This window comes from Pseudomonas sp. IT-P218 (assembly GCF_949767605.1).
In the GTDB taxonomy this organism is placed as follows: Bacteria; Pseudomonadota; Gammaproteobacteria; order Pseudomonadales; family Pseudomonadaceae; genus Aquipseudomonas; species Aquipseudomonas putida_AE.
In genome coordinates this window covers 1-16465 of sequence record NZ_CATKQQ010000036.1, presented here as the reverse complement: position 1 = coordinate 16465, position 16465 = coordinate 1, and the positions used below count along the sequence as shown (strand labels likewise).

General features: G+C 64.0%; 15 protein-coding genes. 7 read left to right on the top strand and 8 right to left on the bottom strand.

Annotated elements, in window-relative coordinates:
- Positions 1 to 244: 244 nt before the first annotated feature.
- Positions 245 to 1459 (bottom strand): LysR family transcriptional regulator, encoded by a 1215-nt coding sequence (locus tag ACM6I6_RS20235; protein ID WP_414920620.1) that lies wholly within the window; start codon positions 1457 to 1459, stop codon positions 245 to 247.
- A gap of 157 nt (positions 1460 to 1616) precedes the next feature.
- Here ACM6I6_RS20235 and galB point away from each other — a divergent pair, with 157 nt between their 5' ends.
- The 6 genes from galB to ACM6I6_RS20205 all read left to right on the top strand — a co-directional run bounded on the left by galB (position 1617) and on the right by ACM6I6_RS20205 (position 7248).
- Positions 1617 to 2363 (top strand): 4-oxalmesaconate hydratase, encoded by a 747-nt coding sequence (gene galB / locus ACM6I6_RS20230; protein WP_414920619.1) that lies wholly within the window; start codon positions 1617 to 1619, stop codon positions 2361 to 2363.
- Positions 2360 to 3076: a 4-carboxy-4-hydroxy-2-oxoadipate aldolase/oxaloacetate decarboxylase gene (locus ACM6I6_RS20225; RefSeq protein ID WP_414920618.1), complete on the top strand. Its 717-nt coding sequence runs from the start codon at positions 2360 to 2362 to the stop codon at positions 3074 to 3076. Before galB ends, ACM6I6_RS20225 begins: the two co-directional genes overlap by 4 nt.
- A gap of 2 nt (positions 3077 to 3078) precedes the next feature.
- Positions 3079 to 4155: a 4-oxalomesaconate tautomerase gene (locus ACM6I6_RS20220; RefSeq protein WP_414920617.1), complete on the top strand. Its 1077-nt coding sequence runs from the start codon at positions 3079 to 3081 to the stop codon at positions 4153 to 4155.
- 56 nt (positions 4156 to 4211) lie between these two features.
- Positions 4212 to 5432 (top strand): helix-turn-helix domain-containing protein, encoded by a 1221-nt coding sequence (locus tag ACM6I6_RS20215; protein WP_414920616.1) that lies wholly within the window; start codon positions 4212 to 4214, stop codon positions 5430 to 5432.
- Positions 5433 to 5467: 35 nt separating this feature from the next.
- A complete protein-coding gene (locus tag ACM6I6_RS20210; RefSeq protein WP_274077939.1) occupies positions 5468 to 6100 on the top strand; it encodes a PQQ-binding-like beta-propeller repeat protein in 633 nt (210 codons plus the stop codon).
- A gap of 137 nt (positions 6101 to 6237) precedes the next feature.
- Positions 6238 to 7248, top strand: a complete 1011-nt coding sequence (locus ACM6I6_RS20205; RefSeq protein WP_274077940.1) for a GlxA family transcriptional regulator — start codon at positions 6238 to 6240, stop codon at positions 7246 to 7248.
- Between the two features lie 19 nt (positions 7249 to 7267).
- Here the strand turns inward: ACM6I6_RS20205 and ACM6I6_RS20200 are convergent, their stop codons facing one another.
- The 7 genes from ACM6I6_RS20200 to ACM6I6_RS20170 form a co-directional block, all read right to left on the bottom strand.
- A complete protein-coding gene (locus ACM6I6_RS20200) occupies positions 7268 to 8128 on the bottom strand; it encodes a CAP domain-containing protein (RefSeq protein ID WP_323608911.1) in 861 nt (286 codons plus the stop codon).
- Between the two features lie 246 nt (positions 8129 to 8374).
- Positions 8375 to 8767: a RidA family protein gene (locus ACM6I6_RS20195; protein WP_323609467.1), complete on the bottom strand. Its 393-nt coding sequence runs from the start codon at positions 8765 to 8767 to the stop codon at positions 8375 to 8377.
- Between the two features lie 28 nt (positions 8768 to 8795).
- Entirely contained in the window at positions 8796 to 9509 is a 714-nt protein-coding gene (locus ACM6I6_RS20190) for a DUF3726 domain-containing protein (protein WP_414920615.1), read from the bottom strand.
- A 1-nt stretch (position 9510) separates the two neighbouring features.
- Complete coding sequence (locus ACM6I6_RS20185) at positions 9511 to 11226, bottom strand: hypothetical protein (protein ID WP_414920614.1); 1716 nt, start codon at positions 11224 to 11226, stop codon at positions 9511 to 9513.
- 23 nt (positions 11227 to 11249) lie between these two features.
- Positions 11250 to 12803 (bottom strand): BCCT family transporter, encoded by a 1554-nt coding sequence (locus ACM6I6_RS20180; RefSeq protein ID WP_414920613.1) that lies wholly within the window; start codon positions 12801 to 12803, stop codon positions 11250 to 11252.
- Between the two features lie 105 nt (positions 12804 to 12908).
- Positions 12909 to 13895: a dipeptidase gene (locus ACM6I6_RS20175; RefSeq protein ID WP_274077945.1), complete on the bottom strand. Its 987-nt coding sequence runs from the start codon at positions 13893 to 13895 to the stop codon at positions 12909 to 12911.
- 13 nt (positions 13896 to 13908) lie between these two features.
- A complete protein-coding gene (locus ACM6I6_RS20170; RefSeq protein WP_323609465.1) occupies positions 13909 to 15351 on the bottom strand; it encodes an aldehyde dehydrogenase family protein in 1443 nt (480 codons plus the stop codon).
- A gap of 91 nt (positions 15352 to 15442) precedes the next feature.
- Between ACM6I6_RS20170 and ACM6I6_RS20165 the strand changes: the two genes are divergently transcribed.
- On the top strand, positions 15443 to 16339 hold the full coding sequence (locus ACM6I6_RS20165) for a LysR family transcriptional regulator (protein WP_323609464.1): 897 nt from the start codon (positions 15443 to 15445) through the stop codon (positions 16337 to 16339).
- The last annotated feature ends 126 nt before the right edge of the window (positions 16340 to 16465 follow it).

Below are 16465 nucleotides of genomic sequence, written 5' to 3'. Positions count from 1 at the left end.
TATCGCGAGCAGGCTCACTCCCACATTTTGATCGGTGTCATGCACAAGATCTGTGTTCGCTGCAGATCCCCTGTGGGACCGGGCTTGCTCGCGAAAGCGGTGGGTCAGGCGACATTTCTGTCAACGGGTCGGCCGTCTTCGCGAGCAAGCCCGCTCCCACATTTTGATCGGTGTCATGCACAAGATCTGTGTTCGCTGCAGATCCCCTGTGGGAGCGAGCCTGCTCGCGAAAGCGGTGTATGGTTCACACGGAAATCGCCGCCTGTTCGCGAATCACCCGGCGAATCATCTCCATCAGGGCTTGAGCCACTGGCGTGTGCAGGCATCCATGGCGATAAGTCAGGCCGATCGCCCGGGTGGTCTGTTTCAATTCCACTGGCAGGATGCACAGCTCGCCGGAGGCGATTTCCTGTTCCAGTTGATGCGCGGACACCGCCGCGAGCATGTCCGAGCGCAGTAATAGGCCGCGGATGATCGCCATGTCGGCGCTTTCCACCACCGGCCGGGGCGGCGCGATGCCGAAACGGGTGAAACACTCGTCGAGCATCTGCCGGGCCGGCGATCCGGCGCGGGGCAGCACCCATCGGGCGCTGCCCAGCTCGTGGTGCAGGACGGTTTTCGCATAGAGCGGATGATCACGCCGGGCCAGCACCACCATGTCTTCGGTGAGCAACGCCTCGCCGGTCAGGTCGCTGGCGTAAGCCTCTGAACGCAAGGCGCCGAAAATGAAATCGACATCGCCGGCGCGCAACTCCGTCGCCAGCAGATCGAACGGGCTTTCATTGGTGATCACCTGGATAGCCGGGTGCTCGGCCACCAGGCGCACGATGGCCTCGGGCAGGATGCGCGTGCGGCCAAGGGGCAGGGCGCCGACCTGCACCACCCCTTGCAGGGTGCCGCGAAGGGCGGTGATGTCGGTCTCGATGTGGCGCAACTCGTTCAGTGCCCGGCGGATCGGAAAGAGGATTTCGTGGCTCGCGGGAGTGGGCTGCAAGCCCCGTGGCGTACGCTCGAAGAGCGTCTGGCCGCAGCCACTTTCCATGACCTTGATGGTCGAGCTGATCGCCGGCTGACTCAGGCCGAGCAGGCTGGCGACCGTCTGCATATGGCGCGTTTCACAGAGTTTGATGAACACCTGCAGGCGTCGGGCCTGGAACAGGTAAAGCGGCTCGACCGCGCGTTTTTCCCCACCACCCAACAGCCGCGGCACGCTTTCCAGCTCGGCGAGTACGCGTCGTGCACGGGGCAGCAGGCGTTCGCCATCATCGGTTAAACGCATACCGTTGGCGTGGCGTTCGAACAGCGGCACGGCGAGACGGGTTTCCAGCTCGGCAATCGACCGGGTCACCACCGATTGCGCCCGATACAGCGCCACAGAGGCCTTGGATACGCTGCCGTGATCGGCCACCCGGACGAAGGCGCGTACGTGCATGAGGCTGGGCAGTTCAGTGGATTCCATGGGGCTTTTGCTCGGAAGTTCGCTCTCTGCAGCGGACTATGCCGCCGCCCTGTACCAGTGGCAATAAAAAAAACGCATACCTGCAACAGCGCAACGCACTACTCCGCTGGCAGGTGCCGATGCGATGCTCTTTCGACACGCAGAAGGAGTATCCGCAATGATCGATTCACCGAAAAACGCACCGAAAAACGCGCTGGTGGTCAGCGCTCACTCTGCCGATTTCGTCTGGCGCGCCGGCGGCGCCATCGCCCTGCATGCGCGGCAGGGCTACAACGTGCACATCGTCTGCCTGTCGTTCGGTGAGCGCGGCGAGTCGGCCAAGCTGTGGCGTAAGGGCGAGATGAGCGAAGACAAAGTCAAAAGTGCGCGCCGTGAAGAAGCCCAGGCGGCCGCCGATATCCTCGGCGCCAGCGTCGAGTTCTTCGACATCGGCGACTACCCGATGCGCGCGGACAAGGACACCCTGTTCCGACTCTCCGATGTAATTCGCCGGGTGCAACCGGAATTCGTCCTCAGTCACTCAAGCAAAGACCCCTACAACTACGATCACCCGCTGGCCATGAACCTGACCCAGGAGGCGCGCATCATCGCCCAGGCCGAAGGCTACAAGCCGGGCGAGAAAATCGTCGGCGCGCCACCGGTCTACAGCTTCGAACCGCACCAGCCCGAGCAATGCGAATGGCGCCCCGACGTGTTGCTGGATATCACCCAGGTCTGGGACAAGAAATACGCCGCCATCCAGTGCATGGCCGGCCAGGAACACCTGTGGGAGTACTACACCCGCGTCGCTCTGCAGCGCGGCGTGCAAGCCAAGCGCAATGTCGGAATCACCTCCAGCCGCGACATCATCTATGGCGAAGGCTATCAAAGCATTTTCCCGCGCGTGACGGAGAACCTGGCATGAGCGGGTTGATCGGAAAAACCGGCATCGTCGTGCGCAATATCGCCCGGGCCGAGCGCGCGCTGGTCGATGAGCTGCAACGCTACGGCGTCGCGACCATTCATGAAGCGCAGGGGCGCAAAGGCCTGCTGGCGTCTTCGATCAGCCCCATTCAGCGCGGCACCGTGATCAGCGGTTCGGCGGTGACGGTGCTGGTCGCGCCGGGCGATAACTGGATGTTCCATGTGGCGGTGGAGCAGTGCCGGCCAGGGGATATCCTGGTGGTTGCTCCCAGCTCGCCGTGCACCGACGGTTACTTCGGCGACCTGCTGGCGACCTCGCTCAAGGCCCGCGGCGTGCGTGCCCTGGTGATCGATGCCGGGGTGCGCGACACCCACACCTTGCGCGAGATGGGCTTTGCGGTCTGGTCCCGCGCCATCAATGCCCAGGGCACGATCAAGGAGACCCTCGGCTCGGTCAACCTGCCGCTGGTGTGTGGCGGTCAGCTGGTCAACCCGGGGGATGTGGTGGTGGCCGATGACGATGGCGTGGTCATCGTGCGTCGCGCCGAAGTCGCGCAAGTGGTCGAGGCCAGCCGTGCCCGCGCCGACCTGGAAGAGCACAAGGCCCAGCGCCTGGCCAATGGCGAGCTGGGGCTGGACATCTACAACATGCGCGCACGCCTTGCGGAGAAGGGCCTGCGCTACGTCGACAGCCTCGACGAACTCGGAGACTGAGCATGGGCCAGATACGCATTCCTTGCCTGTTGATGCGCGGGGGGACGTCCAAGGGGGCTTACTTCCTGGCGGGTGACTTGCCCGAGCAGCCGGCGCTACGCGACCGCGTGCTGTTGGCGGCCATGGGCTCGCCGGATGCGCGGCAGATCGACGGCATCGGTGGCGGCGACTCGCTGACCAGCAAGGTGGCGATCATCCAGCCCTCGGCGCGCGTTGATGCCGACGTGGATTACCTGTTCGCCCAGGTGCTGGTCGATGAGCCGCGCGTCGATTACGGGCAGAACTGCGGCAACATTCTCGCCGGCGTCGGGCCGTTCGCCATCGAGCGCGGGCTGGTGGCCGCCCGGAGTGATGTGACACCGGTGCGCATTTTCATGGAAAACACCGGACAGATCGCGGTGGCCCATGTGCCCACGCCCCATGGCGCCGTCAACTATAGCGGTGAAGCGCGGATCGACGGGGTGCCCGGTGGCGGCGCGCCGCTGATCGTCGAATTCGAGGATGTCGCCGGTTCCAGCTGCGGATCGTTATTGCCCACCGGCCAGGTGGTCGATGTGTTCGACGGCATCGAGGTCACCTGCGTCGACAACGGCATGCCGGTGGTGCTGATCCGCGCCGCCGACCTTGGCCTGCGCGGCGATGAAAGCCCCGGGCAACTCGATGCCCACAGCGCGTTGAAGGCCCGGCTCGAATCGATCCGCTTGCAGGCCGGCCCGCGGATGAACCTGGGCGAGGTGGCCCAGCGCAACGTGCCGAAGATGTGCCTGGTTGCGCCGCCACAGGCCGGCGGGGCACTGAGCACCCGCACCTTTATTCCCCATCGCTGCCACACCAGCATCGGCGTGTTCGGCGCGGTCAGCGTGGCGGTTGCCTGTCTGATCGAGGGCAGTGTGGCGGCGGGTATCGCCCGGGTCGACGAGGGCGAGGTGAAGCGCCTGCAGGTCGAGCATCCCACGGGGGAATTCAGCGTTGAGCTGCGACTGCAGGACGGAGTGTTGGTCGGGTGTGGCTTGATGCGCACGGCTCGCCTGCTGTTTGACGGCGTCGTATGCGTGCCGGAGGCGCTGTCGTGGTCGTGATATAGACTCATCAGGAGGGCTATCTCGATAGGAGTGACACGCGTGGCAGGATTGCAATGGACTCGATGATCAACGCGGCAGCGCAGGCGCTGGCGGCGGGGGATCCGCTGGGCGCGCTGGACCGGGTGGCGCTGCGCGACGATGCGCCGGCGCTGGCGCTGCGCGGCATCGCCATGGCGCAACTGGGCGATCTGGTGCGGGCCAAGGCGCTGGTGCGCCGGGCGGCGCGGGCGTTCGGGCCGCATGAGGCGCTGGCGCGCTCGCGCTGTGTGGTCGCCGAGGCCGAGATCGCACTGGCATCACGGGACCTCGGCTGGCCGGTCAAGGCCCTCGAGGCGGCGCGGCTCACCCTGGAGGCTCACGATGATAGGGTGAACGCGGCCCATGCGCGCTACCTGCAGATCCGCCGCCTGTTGCTGATCGGCCAGCTGGATCAGGCCCAGGAGCAACTTGCGCAGCTTGCGCCGGCCACCTTGCCACCGCCCCTGCGGGCCACCCATGAACTGGTGGCGGCGGGGATCGCCATGCGCCACCTGCAGGCCCAGGCGGCGCGGGCTGCCTTGGCCAGGGCAGAACTGGCCGCACAACAGGCGGGCATTCCCGCGCTGTCGGCGGAAGTCGAAAGCGCGCAGCACCTGCTCGACAGTCCCGCTGCACGCCTGATCAGTCACGGCACGGAGCGACCGGTGTTGCTCGACGAAGTGGAAGCGTTGCTGGCCTCGACCGCACTGGTGGTGGATGCCTGTCGAAACGTGGTGCGTGGGTCGGGCATGTCGGTCGCTTTATCGAAGCGCCCGATCCTCTTCACCCTCGCACGAACACTGGCCGAAGCCTGGCCATCCGATGTGCCCAGGGAAGTCCTCATTGCCAAGGCGTTTCGCCTGAAACTCAGCGATGAATCCCATCGCGCCCGCTTGCGGGTCGAAATCGGCCGCTTGCGTGCCGCGCTCAAACCCCTGGCCGGTATCCATGCGACCCGTCGTGGTTTTATCCTGGTGGCGCAGGTTTCACCCGAGGTGGTGCTGCTCGCCCCACCGGTGGAAGACAAGTACGCCGCGGTGTTCGCCTTGCTCGGCGATGGCGAGTCCTGGTCGAGCTCAGCCCTGGCCCTTGCGTTGGGCAGCAGCCAGCGCGCAGTGCAGCGCTCGCTCGAATCGCTGGCAGCCGAGGGCAAGGTGCAGTCGTTCGGACAGGGACGGGCCCGGCGCTGGCTGACCCCGCCGGTGCCCGGTTTCGCGACGACCTTGTTACTCCCGGTTCCGCTGCCCGGTGGCTAGGATGATTCCACCTACCCCTTTGGAGGAACACCGAAATGAAACAGTCAGCCGCCGAAATCCTGCGTGAATATGGCCCCTTTGCCGATGTCGATGCCGTGCACGGCGTTACCTGGGACGGTGAGCAGGTGTGGTTTGCAACCACCGACAAGCTCCACGCCCTGGACCCCGACAGTGGCCACCTGCTGCGCTCGCTCGATGTCGCCGGCCATGCCGGCACGGCATTCGATGGCACGCACCTGTTCCAGATCGCCGAGGACCGCATCCAGAAAGTCGACCCGAGCACTGGCGAAATCCTCTCCACCATTCCGGCCCCCGGCGGTGGCAACGACTCGGGTCTGACCTGGGCCGAAGGCTCGCTGTGGGTGGGCCAGTACCGCGAACGGAAAATTCATCAGATCGACCCCGAAACCGGGAAAGTCCTGCGCACCCTGCAATCCAACCGATTTGTCACGGGTGTGACCTGGGTCGAGGGCGCCCTGTGGCACGGCACCTGGGAAGGCGAAGAGGGCGAATTGCGGCGCGTCGACTCGAGCACTGGCGAAGTGCTGGAAAGCCTCAGGCTGCCGGCCGGCATCGGCGTATCGGGGCTGGAGTCCGACGGAGGCGAGCGGTTTTTCTGTGGCGGTGGCAACAGCGGGCGGGTGAGGGTGGTGCGCCGGCCTTCATGATCTTTTGTGCGCGAACAGACCCGCTTGCTCCGGAGCTTCAACTGGCGTAAACAGAGCGCGCATCGATAGCCGTAGCGAGAGACGGTTATCAATGCGGCCATTCACATCTTGTTCAACACGACCAGGCGAGGCGAACGTTGGTAGAGCGACGTCAGTTCAGCGGTGCCATGAAGGGCAAGAACCTTCGTTACCTCAATGACCACGAAGGCCAGTCCGTTCGGGCCAGGGCCGGCTTTCTGCTGCTGGAACATTTTTCGTTGCCGGCCTTCACCCAGGCGCTCGACACCATCGTCACCGCCAACCTGCTGCGGCCCGAGCTGTTTTCGACGAAAACCTTCGGGCTGAGCGAAGGCGAAGTCATCAGCGACCTGGGCCTGGTGATTCGACCCGATGCGCGCCTTGACCCGGTCGAAATTCAATCGCTGGATCTGTTGGTTGTCTGCGGTGGCTACCGCACGGCGCTCAAGGCCGACGACGGGCTGACCGGCCTCTTGCAAGGCGCGGCCGAGCAGGGCGTGACGCTGGCCGGGATCTGGAATGGCGCCTGGTTTCTCGGCCAGGCCGGTTTGCTCGACGGCTATCGCTGCGCCATTCACCCGGAGCATCGTCCGGCGCTGGCGGAAATCGCCAGGCTCAGCCAGGTCACCAGCGAAGCCTACGTGGTGGATCGCGACCGCCTGACGGCGTCCAGCCCGACGGGTTCCTTCTACATGGCCCTGGAATGGATCAAGGGCTTGCATGACAAGGCGCTGACTGACGGTATCGAAGACATCCTGGCGTTTGAAGCGTCGCGCTACCGGCGCATCAAGCCCACCTTGAATGTCTCCGTCAGTGGTCCGTTGAGGGAGGTGGTCAACCTGATGGACGCCAACCTGGAAGAGCCGCTGGAGATGGAGGCGCTTTGTCTGTATGCCGGTCGGTCGCGCCGGCAGATCGAGCGCCTGTTCAAGGAGCAGTTGGGCACCACGCCCCAGCGCTACTACATGGATTTGCGCATCACCGAAGCGCGGCGATTGCTGCAGCACACCACGCTGACCATCGTGGAAGTCTCGGTGGCCTGCGGTTTCGTTTCACCCAGCCACTTCAGCAAGTGCTACAGCGCCTACTTCGGTTATCGGCCGTCCAGGGAAACCAGGCTGGTCAAATAACCGTTCGATGAAATGCCGCTCATTGCGCGCCAAACATCATCGTCCAGTAGACCCCCTGGTCACTGCGCGCATCCATCGCATAAGCCGCACCGACCTGAGTGAACATCGGGTTCATCAGGTTGGCGCAATGCCCGGGACTTGCCAGCCAACCGGCCATGGCCTTGTTCGGTGAGCCTTGGCCGGCTGCGATGTTTTCGCCGATCTGCCGCCCACGGAAACCGGCGGCTCGCGCGCGGTCGGCAGCGGTGTCGCCATCGGGGTCCCGGTGGGAGAAGTAATTACCGTAGGCCATGGCTTTGCTGTGCCCTTGCGCCGCCGCGCCGAGACTGGCGTTCCAGGCCAATGGCCGCGCGGCGGCGAAGCGCTGGCGCCCGCACAGGCGCGGTTTGGCACGGGCGGCATTGACCTGCGCGAGCAAGGTCTTGCCGACACTGCGCGGATCGCTCACCTGACTGTCCAGCACCGGCCGCGCCAGCACCACTTGCCACTCGCTACGACTGCGAGTGACGCCGATGTCGGCGTACTGGTTGTCCAGCAAGGCGGCGCAATGGTCACCCTGCAGCATCTCAAAGGCCTCGTCGGCATCCTGCGCACCCACCACGCGGATGGATCGCACCGTCACGGCCTGGTACCCGGAAGCTTTCAAGCGGTCACGCAAACCGCCGCCGTAGCCGATCGGCAAGGCCAGGCTTGACTTCAGGGCCAGCGGCGACAGGCGTTGGGCGGGACGCCGTGCGCAGTCTTCGGGGTGGGCTCGATAATCGTTGATGGCTTCCACCAGCTGACGCTCCGCACCGGCTTGGGCAGGGGTGGTGATCAGGGGCAGCGAGGTCAACAGGCACAGCGAAGTGAAGCGCAAGGCGAGGGCGGATGGGCGCATGGTGCGGACAGCTCTGATGAGATGACGACGATTGGGGGGAGGGAAAATGCCCGTCTAAGACTGGCGTGTTGGGACAAGGTTCAAGGGGGGAGGGGTTTTAATATGGGGGGACAGCCCTGAACATTGCGTGGACTTCCCTCTGTAGGAGCTGCCGAAGGCTGCGATCTTTTGATCTTGAAAATCAAAAGATCGCAGCCTTCGGCAGCTCCTACAGGGGAATGCGTTCGCTTGAGACCGGGGCGTTTGTCAGGCCGTCTTCGCCGGCAGGTCAAGGCAGGCGTATACCACCAGCTCCACCAGCATTTCCTCCCGCGCCAACCCCGCCACGACGATGGCGGCGCGGTTGGGGTAGGGCGCCTGGAAATACTCGGCGTAGATCCCGTTCACCGTCGCCAGGTAACTGCGATCCGTGACGTAGATCAGCACCTGCGTAACCGCGTCGAGCGTGCTGCCGGCGGCCTGCAGGGTGTGGCGCAGATTGTCCAGGGTCTGCCGGGTTTGCGCCTCGATGCCCCCGCTGACCACCTGGCCCTCGCGGTCGATGGGGATTTGTGCGGTGTACAGCGTGCCGTTGCCGACCACCGCCCATTCCAGTGGTGCGCGCGAGGCGAAAAGGTCGGTCTTGATCGCGTGTTTCATTGATTGATTCCTGATGCGTTGCAAGGTTTTATTGGCCATCGCTGCTTTCGCCGGCACCGCGCCGACGGGATTCCTCGGTGCTTTCAACCAGCACCCGCTCGCCAAGTTTCTTCAGCTGGGCCCAGACCTCGTCGTCGACCATCAGCTCCCCGGCAGGCTGCGGGTGAGCGGTAGGCACGGCATCCTCGGCACTCAGTCGCGGCAGCAGCATGAAGTGCCGGGAGATCAGCACATTGATGCTTTGCTCGTCGCTCTGCGCCGGTTGCGGCAGGTCATACACCCGCAGGATCGGGCAGGTTTGCCCGGCACTGAACGTGGCGACCAGCTCCTGGCGCGCATCGCGCCAGTACACGCAAAAATTCAGCACCTCGGCCGCGCAGCGCGCCAGGTAACCGAGCAGCAGAATGCGGTTATGGCAATGGCGGATGCGGATCAGCGCACTGCCGCCACGCAAGGCCTTGCCGACACCCAGTTCGACCGCCTGGGCGGCGCAGCGCAGGACACTCTGGCCGTGGGCATCGAGGGTCAGCTGCGCGGCGTCTTCGTAGCAGGTGTCGATGGGGCGATCGACTTCGCCATGCAGGTACGCCAGGGCCTTTTTCAACGCGCCGATGCCATCGAGGCCTTGCAGTTGCAGGCGGGCGATCATCTCGGCGGCGTCGTCGCAGTCACCGGCGGCGAAGCCGATGCCTTCGAAGGCCTTGCGGCAGATCACCTGGATTTCATTGAGCGAGACGCGCATATCAGTGTTCTCCGGCAACGGTGGCCAGTGTCGGCATCACCGCGAAATTCCAGTCATCGGCGAACGGCTGGCCGATCTCACTGACCAGCGGCGCCCCCTGGAACAAGGTGATGCGCACCCAGCGGCTGGACTTGGGGTCGAACTTGCCAGCGCCGAAGAACGCCAGCTTGCAACGCAGCAGGTGGATCGGCAGCATGTTGCGATCCATCAGGTTGGCGCGAATTTCCCCGAAGGCGCAGCGGGCCATGCCCTGCAACCGGCACACGGTGCCCTTGAACGACGGCTGCGCGAGCAGGAAGTGCGCGGTCAATTGCTGCGGATGCTGTTCGCGATAAGCCAGCAAGGCGCGGTGACACCGCTGGATATTGCGGGCGATGCCCAGTTGCATTTCCTTTTCCGCGCCAGGTTCCAGGGCGCGTTCCCCCAGGCGCGGTTCTTCCTTTTCCGCCGAGCGATACCAGAAGAAGTGATTGGCCTCGGCCCCTTTCAGGTCGTAGTCGAGGGCCCAGCGGTAGCGGGTCTCGATCAGGGTGCACAGCGCGTCCAGCGGCATCTCGGCGTTCAGGCGAAAGCCCTCGTTGACCGACATCTGTTCGGCCAGCGGATCGACCTGTTCGGGGTACAGCTCCAGCAGCAGGCTGACCAGCAATTCCTGGCAACCCAAGCCGGCGTTCAGCTCGGCCCAATCCTGCAGGCGAGACCACAGGTCGGCGCTGACGGGTTGGCCGGCGAACCACTGGCTCAACTGATCGAGGTCGGCCAGGGTCTGCCGGTCGATGCCACTTTGCCGTTGGTCCTCGGTGCTGGTCTGTTGCAGGTGCTGGCGAGCCCGCTGCAACAGCGCCTGGAAACGCTGCACCCGGGGCAGGTCGGCGGGTTGTGCCAAAACCCGCGCCAGTGCGGTTTCCCGGGCACAGACCCATTGGTCGACCAGTTGCGGGTGATTGATCAGGAAGGGCGCCATGCCCAACCCCGTGGAGTTGCCGACCCCCAGGTAGCGCTGCAGTTCGATGTCCAGCCCGACCGCTCGTTGCGGATTTCGCGCCAGGGCCATGTGCTCGATCTGCTCGATGCTGAAATGTCGCAGCAGGTAGACGGTGAACATCTGCGCGCTGAACGGTTGGGTGAAGTCGGCATTGCCCTGCAGGCAGTTGAAGTCGGCGATGCCGAACTTGCCGTTACCGTACACGGCGGTGGTGCGATACAGGTAGCCGACTTCGGCCAGTTGCCGTGGGTCTGGCTGGCAACCTTCGGCCAGCGCCCCGAGGAAGCGCTCGAAGTTGCGCAGGCTGCGGTTGGCCCGTGACAGCACCAGCACCCGTGCATCGAAACGCCCGGCTTCCTGCAACGGCACGTTGCGCCGCAAGTCGGCCAGTTGCTGCTCGTCGACATCGCCGGCCAGCAGTACGAAGCTGACGTCCCATTGATCGGCGATGACCCGGTCGCTACGCTTTTCCGGCGGCAGGTACATCGAGAAAATCACGCAGTGATAATGGGCACTGGCAGTGTCGATCCGGTAGATCGCGGTGCCGAAACCCTCGGCGTCGAGATCGAAGCGGGTGCGCTCGATACGCCATTGCTCGTTCATCATTTTGCGCATGCTGCTGCGCACGAAACTCAGGCGGCTCTGGAAGTGACTGCCCAGCCGTTCCAGGTCCATGACCCGGGCGGCAGGGCGCAAGGCCGAAGAGGTGTCTGTGTCGGTGTGCGACATCATTGCGATTCCTGGACTGTTCATCATCAGACTGCCTGTTCGCGCGCCATCTGCCGGGCGATGCGCAGGGCATCCCATAGCGACGGCAGGATCAGCAGTGAAACCGGTACGGCGGTAATTACGATAAAGGATTGCAGCGCCGTGACCCCGCCCGAGCCGATGGTGATCAGCACCACGGCGGCCAGGCCCATGCCGATCGCCCAGAAGGCGCGCAGCCATGCCTTGGGCTTGTCGTTTGCGGACATGGCCATCGCCACGGTAAAGGCCATGGCGTCGCCATTGGTCGCTACCGAAATGAAGCTCAGGAACAGGAACAGCGCCGAGATCAACCCACCCCATGGCAGGTTCTGGGTCACGCCCAACAGCAGGTCTTCCGGTTGCGCGCCGTGGGCGGTGACGATGCCCGGGGTTTGCAATTCCATGCCGATGCCGGCGCCGCCGACAATGGTGAACCAGAACATGGTCACCAGCGGGGCGATGATCGACAGGGTCATGATCACTTCGCGGATGGTCCGGCCCCGGGAAATTTTCGCCACATACAGCGCCACCATCGGTGCGTAACCGATGAACCAGCCCCAGTAGAACACCGTCCACCAGTCGAGCCATTTCGGATCGGCACGGAACAGGGTCATCGGGATGAACTGTTCGATGTGCAGGGCAAACGCCGTGGGGAAGCCGCCGAGGATGAACGCGGTGGGCCCCAGCAGCACCATGAACACCGCCAGGCCGATCATCAGCCAGACGTTGATCCCGCTGACGAAGCGGATGCCCTCGAGCCCGACCAGGCAGGAGATGGTGTACATCACCGTGACCAGCACGATAGTGATCGACTGCACCACCAGGTCATTGGGAATGCCCCACACCGAGTGCAACGCGCTGCTGATCTGCAGGCCAAGGAAGCCGATCGGGCCGATGGTGCCGGCGACCACGGCGATGATCGAGGTGGCGTCGGCCAGGGTGCCGATCGGCCCCTTGATCGCGCGCTCGCCGAACAGTGGATAGAGCAGGGTGCGTGGTGCCAGGGGCAAACCCTTGTCGTAGTGCAGGTGCATCAACACGATGGCCAGCAGGCTGCCCAATACCGCCCAGGCCAGGAAGCCCCAGTGCACGAATGATTGCGCGAGCGCAGCGTGCCCGGCGGCCTCGGTGCGCGCTTGCACCCCGGCGAACAGCGGTGGCGGGCTGGCGAAGTGCATCATCGGTTCCGCCGCCGCCCAGAAGGCACCGCCACCGGCGAGCAGGGCGCACATGATCACCGCGATCCAGTTGAAGGTGCTGGTGTCGGGACGCTGATCAACGCCGCCGAGCCTGACGCGCCCGCACTTGCTGAAGCAGATGAACAGGCTCATGGCAAAGGTCGCCAGCATCAGGACCTGCCAGTACAGGCCGAAGAATTTCGTCGACCAGGCGAACAGCGTGTTGACCAGCAGCGACACACCCTCGATGTCGACCAGCGCGGCGATCAGGAAGGCGCCAAGGAACCCGCCACTGATCAGGAACAGCGGCCAGTCGATGTCTTTTTTCGGCGTCGTGGCTGCCGGCGCCTGGCCGTCAGCTTGCAGTGCGGTTGTGGTTTTCATGATGCCTCCAAAATACGCGCCAAGGGCTGTGCATCGCCGGTCGGGGAGATGAACGGGAGGTTATTGTTGTTATTTTTCATGCTGTCCTCACGGTTTGGATCGTGGTCAGTTTTGCGCGGTGGTCGCGTTTTCCAGCAGGCGCAACCAGTTGAGTCCCATGATGTTGCGTACCTCGTCCTCGGCGAAGCCACGGTCGCGCAGGCCTTGGGCGATGACCGGAAAATCCCGACTGTCGCGGAACCATTGCAGCGGTGACGGCCAGTGGGCGTTGTCCTTCGAGCCTTCGCCGTAGTCCTTGTCCTTGCTCCAGCGCCCGTTGCGCATCCATTCGAGCACTTGCAGGGGTTGTTGCTGGCACAGGTCGGTGCCGATGCCGATGTGCTCCACGCCCATCAGTTCGGCCGTGCTGGCGACCATGTCGCAGAACGATTCCAGGCTGCAGCCCGACGCACCCTTGAGGTGGAACGGGTAGGTGCTGAAACCGAGCAGGCCGCCGGATTCGGCAATCCCGCGCAGCACGGCATTGGACTTGTTGCGTTTGGCGGCATGGAAGCTCGACGGGTTGGCGTGGGAGACGATCACCGGCCGGCTCGACAGTTCGATGGCTTCCAGGGTGCTGCGTTCGGCGCTGTGGGACATGTCGATGAGCATGCCGACGCGGTTCATCTCGCGGATGACCTGGCGGCCGAAGCGGCTGATGCCGTTGTCTTCGGTTTCATAACAGCCGCTGGCCAGCAGGCTCTGGTTGTTATAGGTCAGCTGCATGATCAACACGCCGAGCTGACGGAAGACCTCGACCAGGCTGATGTCGTCTTCGATGGGCGAGCAGTTCTGGAAGCCGAAGAAAATCCCGACGCGGCCTTCCTGATGCGCCAGGCGAATGTCCGAGGCCTCGCGCACCGGACGGATCAGCTCGGGCCAGGTTTCGAAACGGCGGTTCCATTCGCCGATGCGCGACAGGGTTTCCCGGGCGTTTTCGTGATAGGCGATGGTGGCGTGGACCGCGCTCAGGCCGCCGGCCTGCATCTGGCGGAAGATCTCTTCGTTCCAGTTGGAGTACTGCAGGCCATCGATCATCAATAAGTCGTGCATGGTGATCTCCCGTTCAAGGTCGCACGTAGGTGGTCTTGACCACGGTGTAGAACTCGCGGGCGTATTGCCCTTGCTCGCGCGGGCCGAAGCTGGAGGCTTTGCGGCCGCCGAACGGTACGTGGTAATCGGTGCCGGCGGTGGGCAGGTTGACCATCACGCACCCGGTACGGGCGCGGCGCTTGAAGTCACTGGCATGACGCAGCGACTGGGTGATGATCCCGGCGGTCAGGCCGTATTCGGTGTCGTTCAACACCGCCAGGGCCTGCTCGAAGTCGCTCACGCGGATCACGCAGGCAATCGGCCCGAACACTTCTTCGCGGTTGATGCGCATCTGGTTGGTGGTATTGATGAACAGCGCGGGGCGCATGTAGTGCCCGGCCGGTTCCAGGGCGAGCAACTCGCCGCCTTCGACCAGGGTGGCGCCGTCTTCCTTGGCCAGGTTCAGGTAATGAAGGTTCTGTTCCAGTTGGCGGGCCTCGGCGACCGGGCCGATCTGCACACCTTTTTCAAGGGCATGGCCGACCTTCAACTGGCGCATGCGCGCGACCAATGCCTCGACAAAACGGTCATGGATGCCGTCGCAGACGATCAGGCGCGATGAGGCGGTGCATTTTTGCCCGGTACCGAAGAAGGCACCGTTCAGTGCGCATTCCACGGCGATGTCGAGGGCGGCATCGTCGAGCACCACCAGGGCGTTCTTGCTGCCCATCTCCAGCTGGCAGCGCACCAGGTTGCCGGCGGTGGCGACCGCGACGCGGCGGCCGGTCTGCAGCGAGCCGGTGAACGTCAGCGCATCGATATCGGCCGACTGGATCAGGCTTTCGCCGACCACGCTGCCGCTGCCCATCACCAGGTTGAAGGTGCCTGCGGGCAGGGGCTGGCGGCTGATGATTTCGGTCAGCGCCCAGGCGCTGGCAGGCACCAGGTTGGCCGGCTTGAACACCACGGCGTTACCGAAGGCCAGGGCCGGGGCGATCTTCCACGCGGCGGTGGCCATGGGGAAGTTCCACGGGGTGATGATTCCGACCACGCCCACTGGTTCGCGATGAACTTCGATGTCGATTCCCGGGCGAACCGAGGCAGCCGTCTCGCCCATCTGGCGCAACACTTCGGCGGCGTAGTAGTGGAAGAATTGCGCGCTGCGATGGACTTCGCCAATGCCTTCGGCCAGTGGCTTGCCTTCTTCGCGTGAGAGCAGTTCGCCGAGTTCGTCCTTGCGCGCGATCAGCTCGTTGCCGATGGCCATGAGGATTTGCTGGCGCTGTTCCAGGCCGCTGGCCGCCCATTGCGGCTGGGCGTCACAGGCGGCCGCGATGGCGTCCAGGGTCTGTTCGGCGCTGGCCTGATGGTAGTGCCCGATCAGGTCTTCGACGTCCGAAGGGCTGTGGTTGGCGATTAGATCCGGGCCTTCGCACCAGTTGCCGCCAATGTAGTTTTTGCAGGGTTGCAGTGCCATGGGAACCTCCGATTGCGTTGGTCCCATCTTGAGAGTATTACTCTGCAAATAAAAATTAATAATAAATATGAAATGATAAGGAAAACTAACCGTGTTGCCCGAGCTGAAGATCACTCAACTGCGTTATTTCGTCCTGGTCGCCCAGCTGAAAAGCTTCCACGGCGCGGCCAGGCAGGCGTATCGCACGCAACCGGCGTTGTCGTTGGCGGTGCGCGAGCTGGAGCAGAAACTCGGTCAGCCGCTGTTCGAAAAGGGCGGGAAAACCGAGCTGACGCCGTTTGGCGCCCACTGTTTGCCGCTGTTCCAGGATTTGCTCGCCCATCACGATCGCATCGCCAGGGAAGTCAGCCTGTTGGCGCGGCACGAAATCGGTCAGGTGAGCATCGCCACGGTGCCATCGGTGGCCAGCCGCTTGCTGCCGCACCTGCTCGCACGGTTTGTCAGCGAGCATCCGAAAATGCAGATCAGCATCCAGGACGGCAACGCCGACAGCGTGCAGCAGCTATTGGTCCAGGGGCAGGTGGACTTCGCCATCAGCAGCGTATGGGTGGCGGATGACAACATCGAGTTCGTGCCGATCCTCAGCGACCGCGTCGGGGTGGTCTGCCGGCATGATCATCCGCTGGTGGCCAACGGCGGGGCGCTGCACTGGTCCAGCCTGCAAGCCTATCCGCTGGTACGCAACGGCACCTCGCGCCTGCTGGCGGGCACGGAGGCGGAGGGCTTGCTCGACAGCAGCCTGCTGTTCGTCTCCAACATGATTTCCCTGATCGCGATGCTCGAGCAGGGCATCGGCATCACCACGCTGCCGTCCCTGGCGTTTCCCCAGGGCAACGAGCAGCTTGTATTTTTACCCTTGGCGGAGCCCAGGGTGGAACGCCAGATCGGCATCCTGTGCCGCAAGGGCCACAGCCTGTCGCCGGCCGCGGCCGAGTTGATGGGGTTTCTCAAGGCGCAGATGCAGATGAGCGAGCTGCAAGATCAGTGACCTTCCAGAAGGCGACCTTAAGTACTGCATTGACCGTTCGGGCCCCTTCGCTGGCAAGCCAGCTCCTACAATGTTTTGCGCAGGCGTTGGTCCGTGGTCGCCGCAGACCTGTAGGAGCCGGCTTGC